The organism is Exiguobacterium sp. SH0S1 (assembly GCF_004337165.1).
Classification (GTDB): Bacteria; Bacillota; Bacilli; order Exiguobacteriales; family Exiguobacteriaceae; genus Exiguobacterium; species Exiguobacterium aurantiacum_A.
Genome location: NZ_SJVC01000001.1, coordinates 1,294,480 through 1,311,568, shown reverse-complemented (window position 1 = coordinate 1,311,568; position 17,089 = coordinate 1,294,480). Strand labels below are relative to the sequence as shown.

Here is a 17,089-nt window from a genome sequence, read left to right as displayed (position 1 = left end):
CGTGAACCGGCTTCCTCGTGAAGTCGGTTTTTTGTTTTGTCTACATAGTATTTTTCTCTTAAGAAAACGAGTTTAAAAACGGCGATAACGGGTAACTTCTTTTTATACAACCGATTCGATTGCAGGCGTGAGCATCGGAACAAAATTGTCATTATTTTCTGATGATAACGTTTTCAAATAAACTGAATTCGGGGTATACTATATATGAGCCACCCGCCTCCGCTTTCTTTTTAAGATCTTTTTAAGCAATGAGGCAGGAGATTCGGTCCAAAATGACGAATCATTGGTTCAAGCGGTTATTTTAAGGAGGAGTTCAGATGATTTATAACATTCGCGGCGAAAACATTGAAGTCACACCAGCCATCAAAGACTATGTCGAGAAAAAGCTGGAGAAGTTGACTCGGTATTTCACAACTCCTACGGATGCACAGACGGCTTACGTCAACTTGAAAGTGTACAACGAAAAGCAAAAAGTAGAAGTGACGATCCCGATGACGAACTTATTGCTTCGCGCTGAGGAAACCAACCTCGATATGTACGCGGCAATCGACCTCGTCGTCGACAAATTGGAGCGTCAAATCCGTAAACACAAAACAAAGCTCAACCGTAAAGGACGCGCCAAAGAAGGCGGGATCGGCGAGTACTTCAAATCACTCGAAGGTTCTGAAGACATTCCTGCTTACGACGAGGACGAGGCAGAACTCGAACTCGTGCGGACGAAGCGATTCACGCTCAAGCCGATGGACACGGAAGAAGCGATCCTTCAAATGGACATGCTCGGTCACAGTTTCTTCGTCTTCTCAGACGCGGAGACCGGGAACACGAACGTCGTCTATCGTCGGAAAGACGGTAAATACGGCTTGATCGAACCTGAATAATCTAACTTTGAATTCACACGGCCCTCCGACTTGGAGGGCCGTTTCGTTTTGCCTTTCCTTGAAAGCGTGGGTCACTTCGGTTAAACTGTACATTAGGGAAAAAACATGCATTTTTGACTGAGTGCAGAGGAGATAAAACGTATGGCGAACTTTTTGAAAGATTTATTTGCTCCACAGAAACGAGTATTGAAAAAAGCAGAAAAAGCAGCCGACTTAGTCGAGTCATTCGCTGAGCCGGTCAAGGCGTTGTCTGACGAAGCGCTTCAGGCGAAGTCTGTCGAATTCCGTGAGCGTCTGGATAAAGGGGAAACGCTTGACGATATCCTTCCGGAAGCGTTCGCGGTCTGTCGCGAGGCGTCAGAACGCGTGCTCGGCATGCGTCACTACCGCGTCCAGCTCATCGGGGGCTACGTGCTCCATAACGGCGACATCGCCGAGATGAAGACTGGTGAAGGGAAGACGCTCGTCGCGACGCTCCCGGTTTACTTGAACGCCCTGACTGGCCGTGGCGTACACGTCGTGACGGTCAACGAATATTTGGCGAAACGTGACAAAGAACTCATGGAACCGCTCTACTTCGCGCTCGGCCTCTCGGTCGGACTGAACGTCTCGAACATGGACCGCGTCGAGAAGCAGGCGGCGTACAACTGTGACATCACGTACTCGACGAACAACGAACTCGGGTTCGACTACTTGCGTGACAACATGGTCCTTTATAAGGAAGACCGTGTTCAGCGTGAGCTCTACTACACGATCGTCGATGAAGTCGACTCAATCCTTGTCGATGAGGCGCGGACCCCGCTCATCATCTCAGGGTCGGCCCAAAAATCGACCGAGTTGTACACACGTGCCGACGCGTTCGTCCGGACGCTCAAGCTCGAAGACGACTACACGGTCGACGTGAAGACGAAATCGGTGTTACTCACGGACAAAGGGGTCGACCTCGCCGAGAAGTTCTTCGGCATCGACAACTTGTTCGCGATCGAGCACGTCTCGGTCAACCACCACGTCGGGCTCGCGTTGCGTGCGAACGCCGTCATGCATCATGACGTCGACTATATGATCCGCGACGGCCAAGTCATGATCATCGACCAGTTCACAGGTCGGGTCATGGACGGACGCCGCTACTCGGAAGGCCTGCACCAGGCGATCGAGGCGAAAGAAGGCGTCGAGATTCAGCGTGAATCGATGACGCTCGCGACGATCACGTACCAAAACTACTTCCGGATGTATGAGAAGCTGGCCGGGATGACCGGTACGGCGAAGACGGAGGAAGAAGAGTTCCGTAACATCTACAACATGCAAGTCGTCACGATCCCGACGAACAAGCCGATCGTCCGTGAAGACGGTTCTGACCTCATCTTCAAGTCGATGGAAGGCAAGTTCAAAGCCGTCGTCGAAGAGATCGCTTCGGCGCACGCGACCGGACAACCGGTCCTCGTCGGTACGGTCGCCGTCGAGACGTCTGAATATTTGAGCAAGCTGCTCACGAAGAAGAAGATCAAACACGAAGTCTTGAACGCGAAAAACCACGCCCGTGAAGCCGAAATCGTCGAGAACGCCGGACAAAAAGGTTCGGTCACGATCGCGACGAACATGGCTGGACGCGGAACCGACATCAAGCTCGGCGAAGGTGTCATCGGGCTCGGCGGTCTTTACATCGTCGGTACCGAGCGCCACGAGTCGCGCCGGATCGACAACCAGCTCCGCGGTCGGGCCGGTCGTCAAGGCGACCCGGGTAAATCGCAGTTCTACTTGTCACTCGAAGATGAACTCATGCGCCGCTTCGGGACCGACAGCCTCCAGAGCATGATGGAGCGCCTCGGCATGGACGACACGCAACCGATCGAGAGTCGCATGGTCTCGAAAGCGGTCGAATCGGCTCAAAAACGTGTCGAAGGCAATAACTATGATGCCCGTAAACAGTTGCTCGGTTACGACAACGTCATGGCTGACCAACGGAAAGTCATGTATAAAGACCGGGCCAGCATCCTCGAGAACGAATCGGTCACCGATATCGTCCGCTCGATGATCCGTGAGACGGTCGAGATGGGCGTCGCGCAATACACGCCGCTCGAACTCGTGCCGGAAGAATGGAACATCGACGAGCTGGCGCACTGGGCCAACCAGACGCTCGCCCTCGAGAATGCGGTCGCCGGGAAAGACTTCTACGGCAAAGAACGCGAGGAGATCACTGAGCTGTTGCTTGAGCGGACAAACGCCCAATATGAGGCGAAACGTCAACTCGCACCGCCGGAACGGTTCAACGAGTTCGAGAAGATCATCGTGCTCCGTGCCGTCGATTCGCACTGGATGGCGCACATCGACCATATGGACCAGCTACGTCAAGGCATCCACTTGCGTGCTTACGGACAGAACGACCCGCTCCGTGAGTATCAGGCGGAAGGCGTCAGCATGTTTGACGCGATGAACGCGGCCATCTCGGAAGAAGTGACCGGCTTCGTGCTCCGTGCCGAGGTCGGCGACAACCTCCGACGCGAAAAAGTCGTCGAGGAGGAAGTGGCGGTGTCTGGCAAGGACGACGCGCCGGTGAAGAAAAAACCGGTCCGCCGTTCAGAAGACCAACGCCTTGGGCGCAACGACCCGTGCTGGTGTGGTTCAGGCAAGAAGTTTAAAAACTGTCACGGCAAACAACAAGCTTAATTTTTGAAGAGGCGAGCCTGCTCGCCTCTTTCCTACGGAAAGGTGAATCTCACTATGGAAATTTCAGATATTCGGAACGAACTCGAGGGCATGGCAAAACGCCTCGAAAATTACAGACAATCGCTCAACTTAACGGAGAAACAGGCGCGCATCGCCGAGCTCGAGAACGAGATGACGTACCCAGACTTCTGGGACAGCCAAGAGAAGGCACAAAAAGTCATCGACGAGTCGAACGTGCTCAAAGCGATGGTCGACAAGTATCAAGAGCTCGCGGATGGTCACGAGGACGGCGAAGTCACGCTCGAACTCATCAAGGAAGAACCGGACGTCGAGATGCAAGGTGATCTCTCAGAGATGGTCATGGCGCTCAAGGCCGACTTCGACGCGTTCGAACTCGAAATCCTCTTGAACGGACCGTATGACGCGAACAACGCCATCCTCGAGCTGCACCCGGGTGCGGGCGGTACCGAGTCGCAAGACTGGGCCTCGATGCTTCTCCGCATGTATCAGCGTTTCGCGGACAAGCAAGGTTGGAAAGTCGAGACGGTCGACTACCTCGCGGGCGAGGAGGCCGGCGTCAAGTCGGTCACGCTCCGCATCGTCGGGCATAACGCCTACGGCTACTTGAAAGCAGAGAAAGGGATCCACCGCTTGGTCCGGATCTCGCCGTTCGACTCGTCAGGCCGCCGTCATACGTCGTTCGTCTCGTGCGACGTCATGCCGGAATTCGATGACGATATCGAGATCGACGTCAGAACCGAAGACCTCCGCATCGACACGTATCGCGCGTCGGGCGCCGGCGGTCAGCACATCAACACGACCGACTCGGCCGTCCGGATCACGCACGTGCCGACGGGTGTCGTCGTCTCGTGTCAGGCCGAGCGTTCACAGATCAAGAACCGTGAAGCGGCGATGAAGATGCTCAAGGCGAAACTGTACCAGCGCGAACTCGATGAGCAGCAACGCAAGCTCGACGAGATCCGCGGTGAGAAGACAGACATCGGCTGGGGCAGCCAGATCCGTTCATACGTCTTCCACCCGTATGCGATGGTCAAAGACCACCGCACGAGTTATGAAGTCGGGAACACGAGCGGCGTCATGGATGGAGACATCATGGGCTTCATCGACGCTTACCTCCGTAAGACAAATATGTGATGCATGTGGCTCAAAGACGTCCGTCTTTGGGCCACGTTGTATGTAGAGGAGAATTTCTTTAATGAAGCAAATCGTCAAAGACTATATTTACTTATTGACCGGTTCCGTGTTCGTCGCCTCGGCGTTCAGTCTGTTCCTGTTCCCGAACAACATCGCCTCGGGCGGCGTCAGCGGGATCTCGATCATCACGTACGAGCTGTTCGGCATCTCGCCGGGGGCGTTCCAGCTCGTCTCGAACGTGTTGCTCCTCCTCGTCGGCTGGATGATCCTCGGGCTCGGCTTCGGCGTCAAATCGCTCGTCGGCTCGATCTTCTTACCAGGTGTGATCTTGTTTTATGAAGCAATCGGTGCGGGCGCGGCGGTCGAGGACACGTTGCTCGCGGCCGTGTTCGGCGGTGTCGGTGTCGGGATCGGCCTCGGACTCATCTTCCGCGGCCGGGCCTCGACCGGCGGGATGGACTTACTCGCCCAGATCCTACATAAGTTCACGCACATCCCGCTCTATCTCTGTATCGCCATCCTCGACGGTACCGTCGTGGTCGTCGCTGCCGTCACGTTCTCGTTCACGACGGGACTGTACGCGCTGATCGCCTTGTACATCACGATCAAGATGATCGACTTCGTCCAGCTCGGCTTCACGCAAGACAAGATGGCGTATGTCATCTCGGACAAGCGTGACGTCATCACGCGCGCCGTCTTCGACGAGCTCGACCGGGGCGCGACCGAGATCCAGGCGATCGGCGCCTATTCGCGTCTCGACCGGCCGATGTTGCTCGTCGTCGTCCGTCAGAACGAGGTGAGCCGGTTGAGAGACCTGATCCGCCGCATCGACCCCGACGCGTTCCTCATCTTCAGCGAGGCGCACGAGGTGATGGGCCAAGGTTTCACCTCAGATAAACGGTATAGCAACGTCCCGTGAGATGTGGAATCTTTGTGTACTTTTCGTGAGATTAGGTTAAAGGCCGTGTCAAAACGGTTATAATGGATAATGTAGGCAATTTCTACAACTTAGGAGGGGAACCCTATATGAAGAAGTGGATGATGGCCATCGGCCTCGGCGCCATGCTCACGCTCGGTGCGTGCGGCGGCGATGAAGAAGAAACGACAAGCAATGGGGATACGGGCTCGAACACGGCTTCAGTCGACGCGGAAGCGGTATACGCCCAGAACTGTGCGGCCTGTCACGGCGCGAACTTGGAAGGCATGAGCGGTCCGGCATTGACGGACGTCGGCGCACGCCTCTCGGCTGAAGACATCGAGAACATTATTCGAAACGGACAAGGCACGATGCCAGCGAACGTGATTGAGAAGGACGAAGAGATCACAGCGGTCGCGGCTTGGCTCGCCGAGAAGAAGTGATCATCAGGACCACGGGATAACCGTGGTTTTTTTGCATTCCGCGTTTTGGATTGATCGAATTTTGGTAAGGAACGATAAAGACATTGAAACGGAGTGGATATGATGTGAAGACAAAACTGATTGATTGGCCGACGTTCATCGGTGCGTTCGTCCTGTTGCTGACGGTGACGTTGCCGCTCGTCTTTTTCCCGGAGACGGGGAAGGCATGGGTCGGCGCCGCCAACACGTTCATGACGACGAACTTTGGCATGTTGTATTTAGCGATGGGGCTCGGCGCGTTCGGATTTTTGATCTTCGTCGCTTTCAGTGAAAATGGGCACGTCAAGTTAGGCGCTGAAGATGAGGAACCCGAGTTCAGCACGTTCTCTTGGGCGGCGATGTTGTTCGCCGCCGGGATCGGCTCAAGTATTTTGTATTGGTCGGTCATCGAATGGGTGTACTACTATCAAGGACCGCCGTTCGGTGTCACACCGGAGTCGACCGAGGCGATCCAATGGGCGACCGCCTACGGCATGTTCCACTGGGGGCCGATCGCTTGGGCGATCTATACGCTACCGGCGCTCCCGATCGCTTACTTCTATTATGTACGCCGCAAATCGGTGTTGAAAGTGAGCGAGGCGGTCCGGCCCGTCATCGGCAAATGGGCGGACGGACCGGTCGGTAAAGTCATCGACATCTTGTTCATCTTCGGTCTTCTCGGCGGGGCCGGCACGACGCTCGCCCTCGGGACACCGATGATCGCCGAAGGGGTGAACGAGATCACCGGCATCCCGGTCACGCTCGGCATGCAGGCGGTCATCATGCTCATCTGTACCGTCATCTTCGCCATCAGCTCGTACGTCGGCTTGAAACGGGGCATCAAAGTGCTGAGCGATTTGAACATTTGGCTCGCCATCATTATCCTGACGTTCGTCTTCGCCTTCGGTCCGACCCGGTTCATCTTGGAGACGACGTTCAACGGAGTCGGCACGATGCTCGACAACTTCTTCTTGATGGCGACGTGGATGGAGCCGTTCGGCAACCTCGGCGGCTTCGAAGAGACAGGCTTCCCGGAATCGTGGACGGTGTTCTACTGGGCGTGGTGGCTCGTTTACGCACCGTTCGTCGGCCTGTTCGTCGCCCGGATCTCGCGGGGGCGCACGATCCGCGGGATGGTCATCGGGACGATGGTGTACGGGACGTTCGGCTGTATCCTGTTCTTTGGGATACTTGGCAATTACGGGCTCTACCTCCACTTGACCGGTGCGTTCGACGTCATCTCGTATATGGACATGTACGGACCGCCGGCAACGATCATCGCCATTATCGGCCAGCTGCCGTTCGGTAAAGTCGTCGTCGCCGTGTTCACGCTCCTCGCGATCATCTTCCTCGCGACGACGTTCGACTCGTCTTCCTACATCTTGGCATCGGTCACGCAAAAGCATGTCGAAGAAGAGCCGCTCGTCTGGAACCGCCTGTTTTGGGCGTTCGCTCTCTGTATCATGCCGCTGACGCTCATGTTCCTCGGTGGGCTTGACACGTTGCAGACGGCGAGCATCGTCGGCGGATTCCCGCTCATCTTCATCATGGTGCTCCTCGCCTGGTCGTTCATGCGCGTCTCAAGCAAAGACATCCGGGCGTCGGAAGAGTATGAGTCACCGACGATCCACATCAAATACCGGAAACGGAAACGTTCACCGTTCGACGCGTTGAAAAAACGTCCGACCGATAAACGGAACGATTGAACATAGGCACTCGCCCCGGCGAGTGCCTATTTGAATGTGAGTTTCACCAAATGTGACCGCGACGTGAAACGGACGTTCAGTTCAACAATTTCACACCGAACTCAATCGAACTGAAACAATCCTGTAATGGTTATTTAAAATTCTGGTTGTTATAATTGTAGGCGCTCCTACTACTGAACCGGATGAATCTTGGCCCGTTCAGAAACTTGGACGGTGCCTTGACAGAATCACTAGTTATCGTGTAGAACTGAGGCTAGGCGAAAATATTCACTTACTAAACAATCACACACTCGTCATAGATGCATGAAAAATTTATAAAAAGGGTAGGGAATACGTTATGATCTCGATGCAAAAAGTTAGTAAAGTATATCCAAACGGTGTCGTCGCAGTCGACGACCTCGATTTGAAGATCGAAGACGGCGAATTTTTATACGTCGTCGGACCATCCGGCGCCGGGAAATCGACGTTCATGAAAATGATTTATCGGGAGGAGAAGCCGTCGAACGGTCAACTGTTGATCGACGGGATCGACGTCGGGAAATTAAAAAACCGCCACGTCCCGAAACTACGCCGCCAGCTCGGCGTCATCTTCCAAGATTATAAGCTGCTCCCTTCATTAACAGTGTATGAGAACGTCGCGTTCGCACTTGAAGTCGTTCAGGCCGACACGAATACGATGCGTAAGCAAGTCATGGACGTCTTGAACCTCGTCGGATTGAAACATAAGGCACGTAACTATCCGGACGAACTGTCAGGTGGCGAACAGCAACGTGTCTCGATCGCCCGCGCCATCGTCAACAAGCCGAAGCTCATCATCGCCGACGAGCCGACCGGTAACTTAGACCCGGATACGGCATGGGGCATCATGGAAGTATTCCAAGAGATCCATCGCCGCGGGGCGACGATCGTCATGGCGACACATAACCGTGACATCGTCGATAAGATCCGTCATCGCGTCATCGCGATCGAAAACGGCAAAGTCGTCCGCGATGAAGAGAAAGGAGCATATGGCTATGATATTTAAAAGTGGGCTACGCCATTTACGCGAAGGGTTCAAAGGGACGCTTCGCAACGGTTGGATGTCGTTTGCGGCCATCAGTGCCGTCACCATCACCTTGTTACTCGTCGGCGTCTTCGCCCTCGTCATGTTCAACGTCAACGAGATCTCAGAGAACGTCGAGAACGACGTCGAGATCCAAGTGTTCGTCACACGGACGGCGGAGGAAGCGAACGTCGAGAAACTTGGGGAAAACTTAGAACAAATCCCGGGCGTCGCCTCGGTGACGTTCAGCTCGAAAGAGGATGAACTCGAAAACTTCCGCAACCAGCTTGGGGAAGACGCCAACGCGTACGGTACGGTCGAGAAAGACAACCCGCTCCATGACCGCTATATCGTCAAAGCGGCAGACCCGCTCAACACGGAGACGGTCGCCGACGCAGTCCAGTCACTTGAAAACGTCGATAAGGTCACGTACGGTCAGGACTATATCGATAAGATGTTCGCCTTCTTCAACGGGATCCGCATCGGTGGACTCGTGTTGATCGTCGGACTCACGCTCATGGCGATGTTCCTCATCTCGAACACGATCAAGATGACGATCTTCTCACGCCGTCGCGAAATCGAGATCATGCGTCTCGTCGGAGCGAAAAACAGCTTTATCCGCTGGCCGTTCTTCATCGAAGGTCTTCTGCTCGGTGTGCTCGGCGCGCTCATCCCGATCGCGGTCATTTATTTCGGGTATGACGTCGCATATGGTGCTTTACAACCATCGCTAGATCAACTGAATAGTGATATATTTAAATTGATCGATCCATCGGTACTCACGACGCAAGTCTCGCTCGTCTTGCTTGCGCTCGGTGCGTTCATCGGGATCTGGGGATCGACGACATCGCTCGGTCGATTCTTAAAAGTTTAATTTAAATATGAGGAGGAATTGGCGGATGAAACGTTCGCTTGCGCTTGGATTAAGTTTGACGCTACTCGCCGCGCCGGTCATGGCGACGGAGAAAGAGACGTTGAAAGAACGACAAGATCGTCTATCCAATCAATTGGAGCAGTCTAAAAAAGCGCAAGTCGAGACGGACGCCGAGCTCGAAGTCACCGAGGCACAGCGCGACGCGGTCTCAACCGAGATCCGCGCCGTCAATGAACGTCTCGAGGGCTTAAGTGAACAGATCGCCGTCCAGCAAGTCGAAGCGGACGCGGCACGCTCAGAGCTCGAAGCGACCCGCCAACAACTCGCTGCCCAAGGGCAGTATCTTGAAGGCCAGAAGGCGCTCCTTAGTGAGCGTCTTCGTGTGCTTCAAATCCATGAGGACCGGTCTTATCTCCAAGTCGTGTTCGAATCCCGCTCGTTCGGGGATTTTGTGACGCGGCTCATGACCGCACAGACGATCGCGGAGCAAGACCGGGACCTCATACATAGCTATATGCATGAAGTCGAGCGCCTCGAGACGCTCGAGACGACACAACGGACACAGCTGTCGTTCGTCAAACAAAAAGAGCGCGAGCTCGTCGTCACGAAACAAGCGCTCGATCAAGCGGCCACAGAGAAACATGCGCTCCTCTCGGAACTGAACGAGCAGGTCGAACTGCTCGAGCTCGAACAGATGACCCGTGACGAAGAACAGGCGCTCATGAACGAACAGCGCCGCATCATCGCCAGTCAGCTCGACGCGATCGCGACGGCTGAACGGGAACAAGCGGAAGCCGAGGCGCGCGCGAAACAAGAGGCCGAGGCGAAAGCCGCCGCAGAAGCGCGAGCACGGGCCGAAGCCACTGAACGAGCCGAAGCGAATCAAGAAACCGTGACACCACAGGCACCGCCAGCAGCGGAACCGGAAGCCGTCACGGCTCCGGTCAGTACGTTCTTGCGTCCGGTATCGGGTTACGTGTCGAGCCGGTTCGGACCGCGTGAAAACCCGCTCACCGGGGCGCCCGAATCGCACCGCGGCATCGATATCGTCAACGCGACCGGCACACCGATCGTCTCGGCCGCCCCAGGTATCGTCATCAAGGCGGCTGAAGCGACCGGTTACGGCAACGTCGTCTTCGTCTCGCACGTCGTGAGCGGGCAGGTCTGGACGACCGTCTACGGTCATTTAGATTCGATCACGGTAACGGCCGGCCAGACGATCGGGGCGGGCCAGACGATCGGTACGCTCGGCAACACGGGCTGGTCAACGGGACCGCATCTCCACTTCGAGCTCCACCGTGGGGAATGGGCACCCGGGCAACCAAATGCGGTCGACCCGGGCCCTTATATCGGCTACTGACAGACGGACGCGTCCCAAATATGTGGAACGCGTCCGTTTTTCTGAAGTTTTTGCTATACTGGATGAAAGACCGACAAAAAGAAATGAGGGACTTACCCGTGAAAAACACAACCGCAGGACTACTCGCCGGCGCGACGTTCGTGGCAGGGGCCGGTGCAGGCCTGGCGACGATGGCGTTCACCGATACGAGGTTACCAATCCAACCGAAAGCAGAAGGTTGGGACAAGGTCGAACAAGTCCGCAGCTTGATCGAGACGCACTCGCTAAAGGACATCTCGGAAGAAGATTTGTTGACCGGCGCCCTTGACGGCATGACGGCAGCGCTCGATGACCCGTACTCTGACTTCCTCGACGCGGAAGAGACGTCACAGTTCACCGACTCGATCGAGTCGAGCTTTGAAGGAATCGGCGCAACTTTGGAGAAGAAAGGAGAAGACATCTTGATCGTCGCTCCGATCAAAGGTGCACCAGCTGAAGCGGCAGGCCTTCGCCCAGGGGATATCATCACCGCGGTCGACGGCGAATCGATTGAAGGAATGGCCGTCGAAGAGGCGGTCCAGCTCATCCGTGGTGAAAAAGGAACGGTTGTCACGCTGACGATCCGTCGCGGCGGGCAAGAGGCCGATTATGAGATCACGCGGGATACGATCCCGATCGAGACGGTCTATTCGGAAGTGAAAGAGCAGGACGGCAAAAAAATCGGCTATCTCGAAGTGACCCAGTTCTCAGAGCCGACGGCCGATGAGTTTTTAGAGCAGCTCGAGACGCTCGAGAGCCAAAATATCGATAGCTTGATCATCGACGTCCGGGGCAACCCGGGTGGTCTCTTGCCGGCCGTCATCGCGATGACCGAAGGGTTCGTCCCGACGGATAAGCCGGTCGTTCAAATCGAGAACGCCGACGGGGAACGTGAGGCCCAAAACGGACGCGCCCGTGAGGCGAAGCCGTACAAGTTGTTCGTCTTGACGAACGAAGGCTCGGCCTCGGCGTCCGAGATTTTGGCCGGTGCGCTCAAAGAAGGCGCCGGTGCGACGGTTGTCGGCAACACGACGTTCGGGAAAGGCGTCGTCCAGACGGCGTTCGACTTGGAAGACGGTAGCAACTTGAAGCTGACGACGAGCAAATGGCTCACACCGGACGGCAATTGGATCAACGAGACGGGTATCGAGCCTGACGTTGAGGTCGATCAACCGGATTACTTTGGGGTCAACCGCATCCTCGCGGAAGAGGATTCGCTCAAAGTCGGGGACTACGGCGAGACGGTGTCGAACCTGCATACGGTGTTGACCGGGATCGGTTATGAGCCGGGCGGTCAGGCGGGTTACTTCGGTGACACGATGGCACAGGCGGTCTCGGACTTCCAAGCCGACAACAACTTGGCGGAGGATGGGGTCGTCAATGAAGCGACGGCGTCCGCGCTCGAGTCACGGTTGCTTGAAGTCATCCAAGACGAGGCGAACGATGCCCAGTTGAACCGGGCACTTGAAGAAGCCGCAAAATAAGGATTAGGGAAAGGATTGGACAAGTGTGGACGTTCTACGAATGAGTTTTACCGCTTTGTTGACCTTGTTAGGTAGTCCGCTGCTCTGGGCGACGTTCGTCGCCCTCGCTTACATATCCATGACGCGCGTTAAACGGGAGCGAAGCATGTTCCGGTCGCGCCGACGCTCGCCGAAGTCAGATTGGCGCCACTTTGTGTGGCCGAGTCTGTTGCTCGCGGTCCTCGGAACTGTAGCGACCGTCTTGCTCGAGACGACAGTCAACTTTGAGTGGGTCGTCACGTTCACCGTCCTCTACGCCCTGATCGTCTTGACGATGCATCCGCGCTTCATGAGTCCGGCGTTTCCGTTCCTGATCATGCTCGTGGTCATCGGTCTGCGCGACGTTGTCCCGCTAGCCGGGCTCACGAATTGGGTCGACCGGCTCGCCGACGTCGAGTGGCCGGTGTATGCGCTCGTGTTCGGCATCGTCACGCTCGCCGAAGCGATCCTCCTACGTTGGAACGGGATCAAAGAGACGTCACCGACGCTCATCTTGTCGAAGCGTGGCCAGTTCATCGGCGGACACGTCGTCAAGCGGGTTTGGTTCTTTCCGCTCGTCGTCTTTTTACCGCCGTCGTTCGGGCTCGACTTCTCGGTGCCGGTCATCTTGCCGATCCCGATCGGGGTCAGCCTGCTGTCGACCGGGGCACTGCCGGGAACGCTGCTCGGCCGCTTGAGCCTGTATCGCGGTTTGCTCGCGGTGGTCGCGCTCGGCTTGTTCGCCGGGTCGTACGTCCTAGACGTCCCGTACGTCGCTTATGTGTTGATCGGTCTGTTCGTCTTGTACGAGCTTGCCTTGCAGCTCATCAAACGGGAGAACCGCGGCACGACACCGGTCTTCCTGAACGGGAACCGCGGGGCGGTCATCATCGATACGCTTCCGGGTTCGCCGGGGGAGACGATGCAGCTCATACCAGGTGAGTCGATCTACAAAGTGAACGGTACGGTCATCACCGGAGGGAGCAGCTTTTATGAGGCGCTTCAACTCCATAAGCCGTACATCAAGCTCGAAGTGCTCAACTTGAACGGGGATATCCGCTTCGTGCAACGGGCGATGTATGAGGCCGATCCGCACGAGCTCGGCATCTTGTTCGTCGGGGATCCGATGAGCCCGCGCTTGCGCTTACGGAAATTATAAAAAGGAGCATCCGCGACGGATGCTCCTTTTCGTATGCTTATACTTCAAGTTTTGATGGTTTGAAGCCCATCGTCGCTTCGACGGCGTGTTGCCAGCCTTTGTAGAGCGCTTCACGATGCGTTTCGTCCATGTTCGGTTCGAACTGATGATCGAGTTTCCATTGCTGCTTGATCTCGTTCTGGTCTTTCCAGAACCCGACGGCGAGTCCGGCAAGATAGGCGGCGCCGAGCGCCGTCGTCTCACTCACTTCCGGACGTTCGACCGGTACGTTCAAGATGTCCGCTTGGAACTGCATGAGGAAGTCGTTGTTGACTGCACCACCGTCGACGCGGAGCGTCTTCAATGCGATGCCAGAATCTTGCTCCATCGCCGTCAAGACGTCGCGTGTCTGATAGGCGAGCGACTCGAGCGTCGCCCGGACGAAGTGTTCTTTTTCCGTACCGCGGGTGATCCCGAAGATGGCGCCGCGGACGTCCGAGTCCCAATACGGGGCACCGAGTCCGACGAAGGCCGGGACGACGTAGACTCCGTCGGTCGTGTCGACACGGTTCGCATACTGTTCCGTATCTTTCGCCGACTTGAGCATACGCAGTCCGTCACGGAGCCACTGGATGGCTGATCCAGCGACAAAGATCGATCCTTCGAGCGCGTACTCGACTTTGCCGTTGTAGCCCCAGGCGATCGTCGTCAACAGACCGTGGTCCGACTTGACGGCTTCTTCTCCCGTGTTCATAAGCATGAAGCAACCCGTTCCGTATGTGTTCTTCCCTTCGCCTGACTCGAAGCAGGCTTGGCCGAACAAGGCGGCTTGTTGGTCACCGGCCGCGCCGGCGATCGGGACTTCGAATCCGAAGAAGTGGTACGGAATCGTGTGGGCGTATACTTCACTCGATGGCTTGACTTCAGGCAGCATCGACTTCGGTACGGTGAGGATGTCGAGCAACTCATCGTCCCACTTCTGCTCGTAGATGTTGTACATGAGCGTCCGTGACGCGTTCGAGTAGTCGGTGACGTGCGCGAGACCGCCCGAGAGTTTCCAGATGAGCCACGTGTCGATCGTTCCGAACAACAATTCCCCGGCTTCCGCTTTCTCACGGGCGCCTTCGACGTTGTCGAGGATCCATTTCACTTTCGTCCCCGAGAAGTAAGCGTCGATCAATAATCCGGTCTTGTCGCGGAACAAGTCGGCGTGACCGGCCGCATTCAATTCGTCACAGATGCCGGCAGTCTGACGCGATTGCCAGACGACGGCGTTGTAGACAGGTCTGCCGGTCGATTTCTCCCAGACGACCGTCGTCTCCCGTTGGTTCGTGATGCCGATGGCCGCGATCTCTTTCGGGTCGATGTCGGCCGAACCGAACGCCTCGGCCATGACGGCGAGGACCGAACCCCAGATCTCGTTGGCGTTATGCTCAACCCAGCCTGGTTTCGGGAAGTACTGCTTGAACTCGCGCTGAGCGGTCGTGACGATCTTACCGTCGTGGTCAAAGATGATGACCCGTGAACTGGTCGTACCTTGGTCGATTGCTAAAATATACCGTTTTTCTTTGTCCATATGAATGTGCCTCCTTAGAAGTTAGGGTGATTATGGGACGAGGATACCATAGAGCAACGCGGCGATGACAGCGCCGATGATCGGTCCGACGACTGGAATCCATGAATAGCCCCAGTCGGACGTCCCTTTGCCTTTGATTGGGAGTATCGCATGCGCGATCCGCGGTCCAAGGTCACGGGCCGGGTTGATCGCATAACCGGTCGTTCCACCGAGCGAGAGACCGATCGAGACGATCAAGAAACCGACGATGAGCGGGTTTAATCCATCTGCGAACGTGTTGGCCCCGAACGATAGTAAAGCGAAGACGAGGACGAACGTTCCGATGATCTCCGAAATCAAGTTGAACGGAGTGTTCCGAATACCAGGAGCGGTCGAGAACGTCGCGAGCTTCGCACCCGGGTCGTCGGTCGCGTCGTAGTGCGGTTTGTAGTGCACGTACACGAGACAAGCCCCGATGAACGCCCCGATGAACTGGGCAAGGATGTACAGTGGCACATCTTCCCACGGGAATGCCCCGCTCGTGGCGAGTCCGATTGTGACGGCCGGGTTGATGTGCGCGCCTCCGTAAATACCTGCGGCGTACACCCCGACCATAACGGCGAGACCCCAACCGAACGTGATGACGATCCAGCCGCCGTTCTCGGCTTTCGAGTGGCGGAGGACGACGCCGGCGACGACACCGTTACCGAGCAAGATGAGTAGCATCGTACCGATAATTTCGCTGACAAATGCTGACATGTGATACTCCCTTCCTTCCATATTGAATTTGGCTTACCACTTTTCTATATCCCCCGTTTGAAAGCGCTTTAAAACCAAGATATTGAAAAAAACCACTTCTTAATGAGGAAAGTGGTTCGGACTGGAAAATCGTTTGGAAAAATCGATGCTGATGCCGACGAGAAAGACAGCAAGGATACTCAAGCTCGCATAAGAGAACGGTGTCCACCATGTCGCCCCGAGGTCGAGCACGATCGAGGCGATGACAGCCAAGTAGAGCCAAGCGAGCCGCCTTGAAATCTCGTGGTCCCGATAACGATTCGTGAGCGCTGCGCCGAATGGGGCACCGATGAAAGCACCTGTCACCAAGGCGAGCGGGGCAACGTAATCGAGCGACAGCGACGGCAAGTAACCGATGAGCCCGCCGAGCGAGATGAACAGGACGGCGGCGAGACTAGTCCCGACGGCACGGTGCGTCGAAAACCCGAGCCAGCTCACGAGCAACGGGACGATGATAAAACCGCCGCCGATACCGAGGAGCGCCGACAAGAGCCCGGCGATCGCCCCGATGGAGAAACTTGCGGCCAATCCGGATTTTTTCCGTTTCGGCGGCTTCGATGTTTTCTTTAGAAGCGTAACGGCAAAATAAGAAAGGATAAGCAAATAGAACACATTCAGCAACCAGTCATACGTCCCGGAGATCGAGAGTACGAGCCGGCTCGACAGCTGCGCGGTGACGGCGCCGGCCAGACCGACCGTGAGGCCGGTCGACCAAGCCACGTTGCCGAGCGACGAGTGCTTCTTCGCCCCGGCCAGGCTCGTCCCGACGACGAACAAAAGTGACGTCGCGACCGCCTCGGCCGCCGAATATCCGTTGAACAAGAGCACCGGGACGATGATGACACCGCCGCCGATTCCGAAGAAACCGGACAAGGCGCCGACGACCGCGCCGAGCGGGATAAAGAGAAGTGACCACATGACGACCCACCCATTTCTGTTTAGATTCCACCTTACTATAGCGAATCGAAGAGCGGTTTGGGAAGCGTCTCAGAAGCGAATATTTGTTCGTGTATGTGCTATAA

At 56.1% G+C, this 17,089-nt stretch carries 14 protein-coding genes; 11 read left to right on the top strand and 3 right to left on the bottom strand.

The window, feature by feature from the left end:
- The first annotated feature begins 317 nt into the window (after positions 1–317).
- From hpf to EVJ20_RS06600, 11 genes are all read left to right on the top strand, one after another.
- A complete protein-coding gene (gene hpf / locus EVJ20_RS06650) occupies positions 318–878 on the top strand; it encodes a ribosome hibernation-promoting factor, HPF/YfiA family (RefSeq protein ID WP_016508657.1) in 561 nt (186 codons plus the stop codon).
- Positions 879–1,019: 141 nt separating this feature from the next.
- Complete coding sequence (gene secA / locus EVJ20_RS06645) at positions 1,020–3,542, top strand: preprotein translocase subunit SecA (protein ID WP_131464019.1); 2,523 nt, start codon at positions 1,020–1,022, stop codon at positions 3,540–3,542.
- Positions 3,543–3,596: 54 nt separating this feature from the next.
- Entirely contained in the window at positions 3,597–4,697 is a 1,101-nt protein-coding gene (gene prfB / locus EVJ20_RS06640) for a peptide chain release factor 2 (protein ID WP_016508664.1), read from the top strand.
- A gap of 61 nt (positions 4,698–4,758) precedes the next feature.
- The gene (locus EVJ20_RS06635) at positions 4,759–5,616 is read left to right on the top strand and encodes a YitT family protein (protein ID WP_131507353.1); all 858 of its coding nucleotides are present in this window, start codon (positions 4,759–4,761) and stop codon (positions 5,614–5,616) included.
- Positions 5,617–5,723: 107 nt separating this feature from the next.
- The gene (gene cccB, locus EVJ20_RS06630) at positions 5,724–6,056 is read left to right on the top strand and encodes a cytochrome c551 (RefSeq protein ID WP_131507350.1); all 333 of its coding nucleotides are present in this window, start codon (positions 5,724–5,726) and stop codon (positions 6,054–6,056) included.
- Positions 6,057–6,160: 104 nt separating this feature from the next.
- Positions 6,161–7,780: a BCCT family transporter gene (locus tag EVJ20_RS06625; protein WP_070328675.1), complete on the top strand. Its 1,620-nt coding sequence runs from the start codon at positions 6,161–6,163 to the stop codon at positions 7,778–7,780.
- Positions 7,781–8,117: 337 nt separating this feature from the next.
- Positions 8,118–8,804: a cell division ATP-binding protein FtsE gene (gene ftsE / locus EVJ20_RS06620; protein ID WP_071397982.1), complete on the top strand. Its 687-nt coding sequence runs from the start codon at positions 8,118–8,120 to the stop codon at positions 8,802–8,804.
- Positions 8,794–9,696, top strand: coding sequence for a permease-like cell division protein FtsX (gene ftsX / locus EVJ20_RS06615; protein ID WP_131464015.1), 903 nt, complete (start codon positions 8,794–8,796; stop codon positions 9,694–9,696). Before ftsE ends, ftsX begins: the two co-directional genes overlap by 11 nt.
- A gap of 25 nt (positions 9,697–9,721) precedes the next feature.
- Entirely contained in the window at positions 9,722–11,056 is a 1,335-nt protein-coding gene (locus EVJ20_RS06610; RefSeq protein ID WP_131507347.1) for a murein hydrolase activator EnvC family protein, read from the top strand.
- 98 nt (positions 11,057–11,154) lie between these two features.
- Positions 11,155–12,558: a S41 family peptidase gene (locus EVJ20_RS06605; RefSeq protein WP_131507345.1), complete on the top strand. Its 1,404-nt coding sequence runs from the start codon at positions 11,155–11,157 to the stop codon at positions 12,556–12,558.
- Between the two features lie 40 nt (positions 12,559–12,598).
- Positions 12,599–13,735, top strand: a complete 1,137-nt coding sequence (locus tag EVJ20_RS06600) for a PDZ domain-containing protein (RefSeq protein ID WP_131507343.1) — start codon at positions 12,599–12,601, stop codon at positions 13,733–13,735.
- A gap of 37 nt (positions 13,736–13,772) precedes the next feature.
- On the opposite strand, the gene glpK is transcribed toward EVJ20_RS06600, so the two are convergent.
- The 3 genes from glpK to EVJ20_RS06585 all read right to left on the bottom strand — a co-directional run bounded on the left by glpK (position 13,773) and on the right by EVJ20_RS06585 (position 16,985).
- Entirely contained in the window at positions 13,773–15,290 is a 1,518-nt protein-coding gene (gene glpK / locus EVJ20_RS06595) for a glycerol kinase GlpK (RefSeq protein ID WP_131464009.1), read from the bottom strand.
- Between the two features lie 30 nt (positions 15,291–15,320).
- Positions 15,321–16,028, bottom strand: coding sequence for an MIP/aquaporin family protein (locus EVJ20_RS06590; protein ID WP_131507341.1), 708 nt, complete (start codon positions 16,026–16,028; stop codon positions 15,321–15,323).
- 99 nt (positions 16,029–16,127) lie between these two features.
- Positions 16,128–16,985: a sulfite exporter TauE/SafE family protein gene (locus EVJ20_RS06585; protein ID WP_131507339.1), complete on the bottom strand. Its 858-nt coding sequence runs from the start codon at positions 16,983–16,985 to the stop codon at positions 16,128–16,130.
- Positions 16,986–17,089: the final 104 nt, after the last annotated feature.

Coding starts and splice junctions, on each gene's coding strand:
- hpf (WP_016508657.1), top strand. CDS start 318: ATGATTTATAACATTCGCGGCGAAAACATTGAAGTCACACCAGCCATC.
- secA (WP_131464019.1), top strand. CDS start 1,020: ATGGCGAACTTTTTGAAAGATTTATTTGCTCCACAGAAACGAGTATTG.
- prfB (WP_016508664.1), top strand. CDS start 3,597: ATGGAAATTTCAGATATTCGGAACGAACTCGAGGGCATGGCAAAACGC.
- EVJ20_RS06635 (WP_131507353.1), top strand. CDS start 4,759: ATGAAGCAAATCGTCAAAGACTATATTTACTTATTGACCGGTTCCGTG.
- cccB (WP_131507350.1), top strand. CDS start 5,724: ATGAAGAAGTGGATGATGGCCATCGGCCTCGGCGCCATGCTCACGCTC.
- ftsE (WP_071397982.1), top strand. CDS start 8,118: ATGATCTCGATGCAAAAAGTTAGTAAAGTATATCCAAACGGTGTCGTC.
- ftsX (WP_131464015.1), top strand. CDS start 8,794: ATGATATTTAAAAGTGGGCTACGCCATTTACGCGAAGGGTTCAAAGGG.
- EVJ20_RS06610 (WP_131507347.1), top strand. CDS start 9,722: ATGAAACGTTCGCTTGCGCTTGGATTAAGTTTGACGCTACTCGCCGCG.
- EVJ20_RS06600 (WP_131507343.1), top strand. CDS start 12,599: ATGAGTTTTACCGCTTTGTTGACCTTGTTAGGTAGTCCGCTGCTCTGG.
- glpK (WP_131464009.1), bottom strand. CDS start 15,290: ATGGACAAAGAAAAACGGTATATTTTAGCAATCGACCAAGGTACGACC.
- EVJ20_RS06590 (WP_131507341.1), bottom strand. CDS start 16,028: ATGTCAGCATTTGTCAGCGAAATTATCGGTACGATGCTACTCATCTTG.
- EVJ20_RS06585 (WP_131507339.1), bottom strand. CDS start 16,985: ATGTGGTCACTTCTCTTTATCCCGCTCGGCGCGGTCGTCGGCGCCTTG.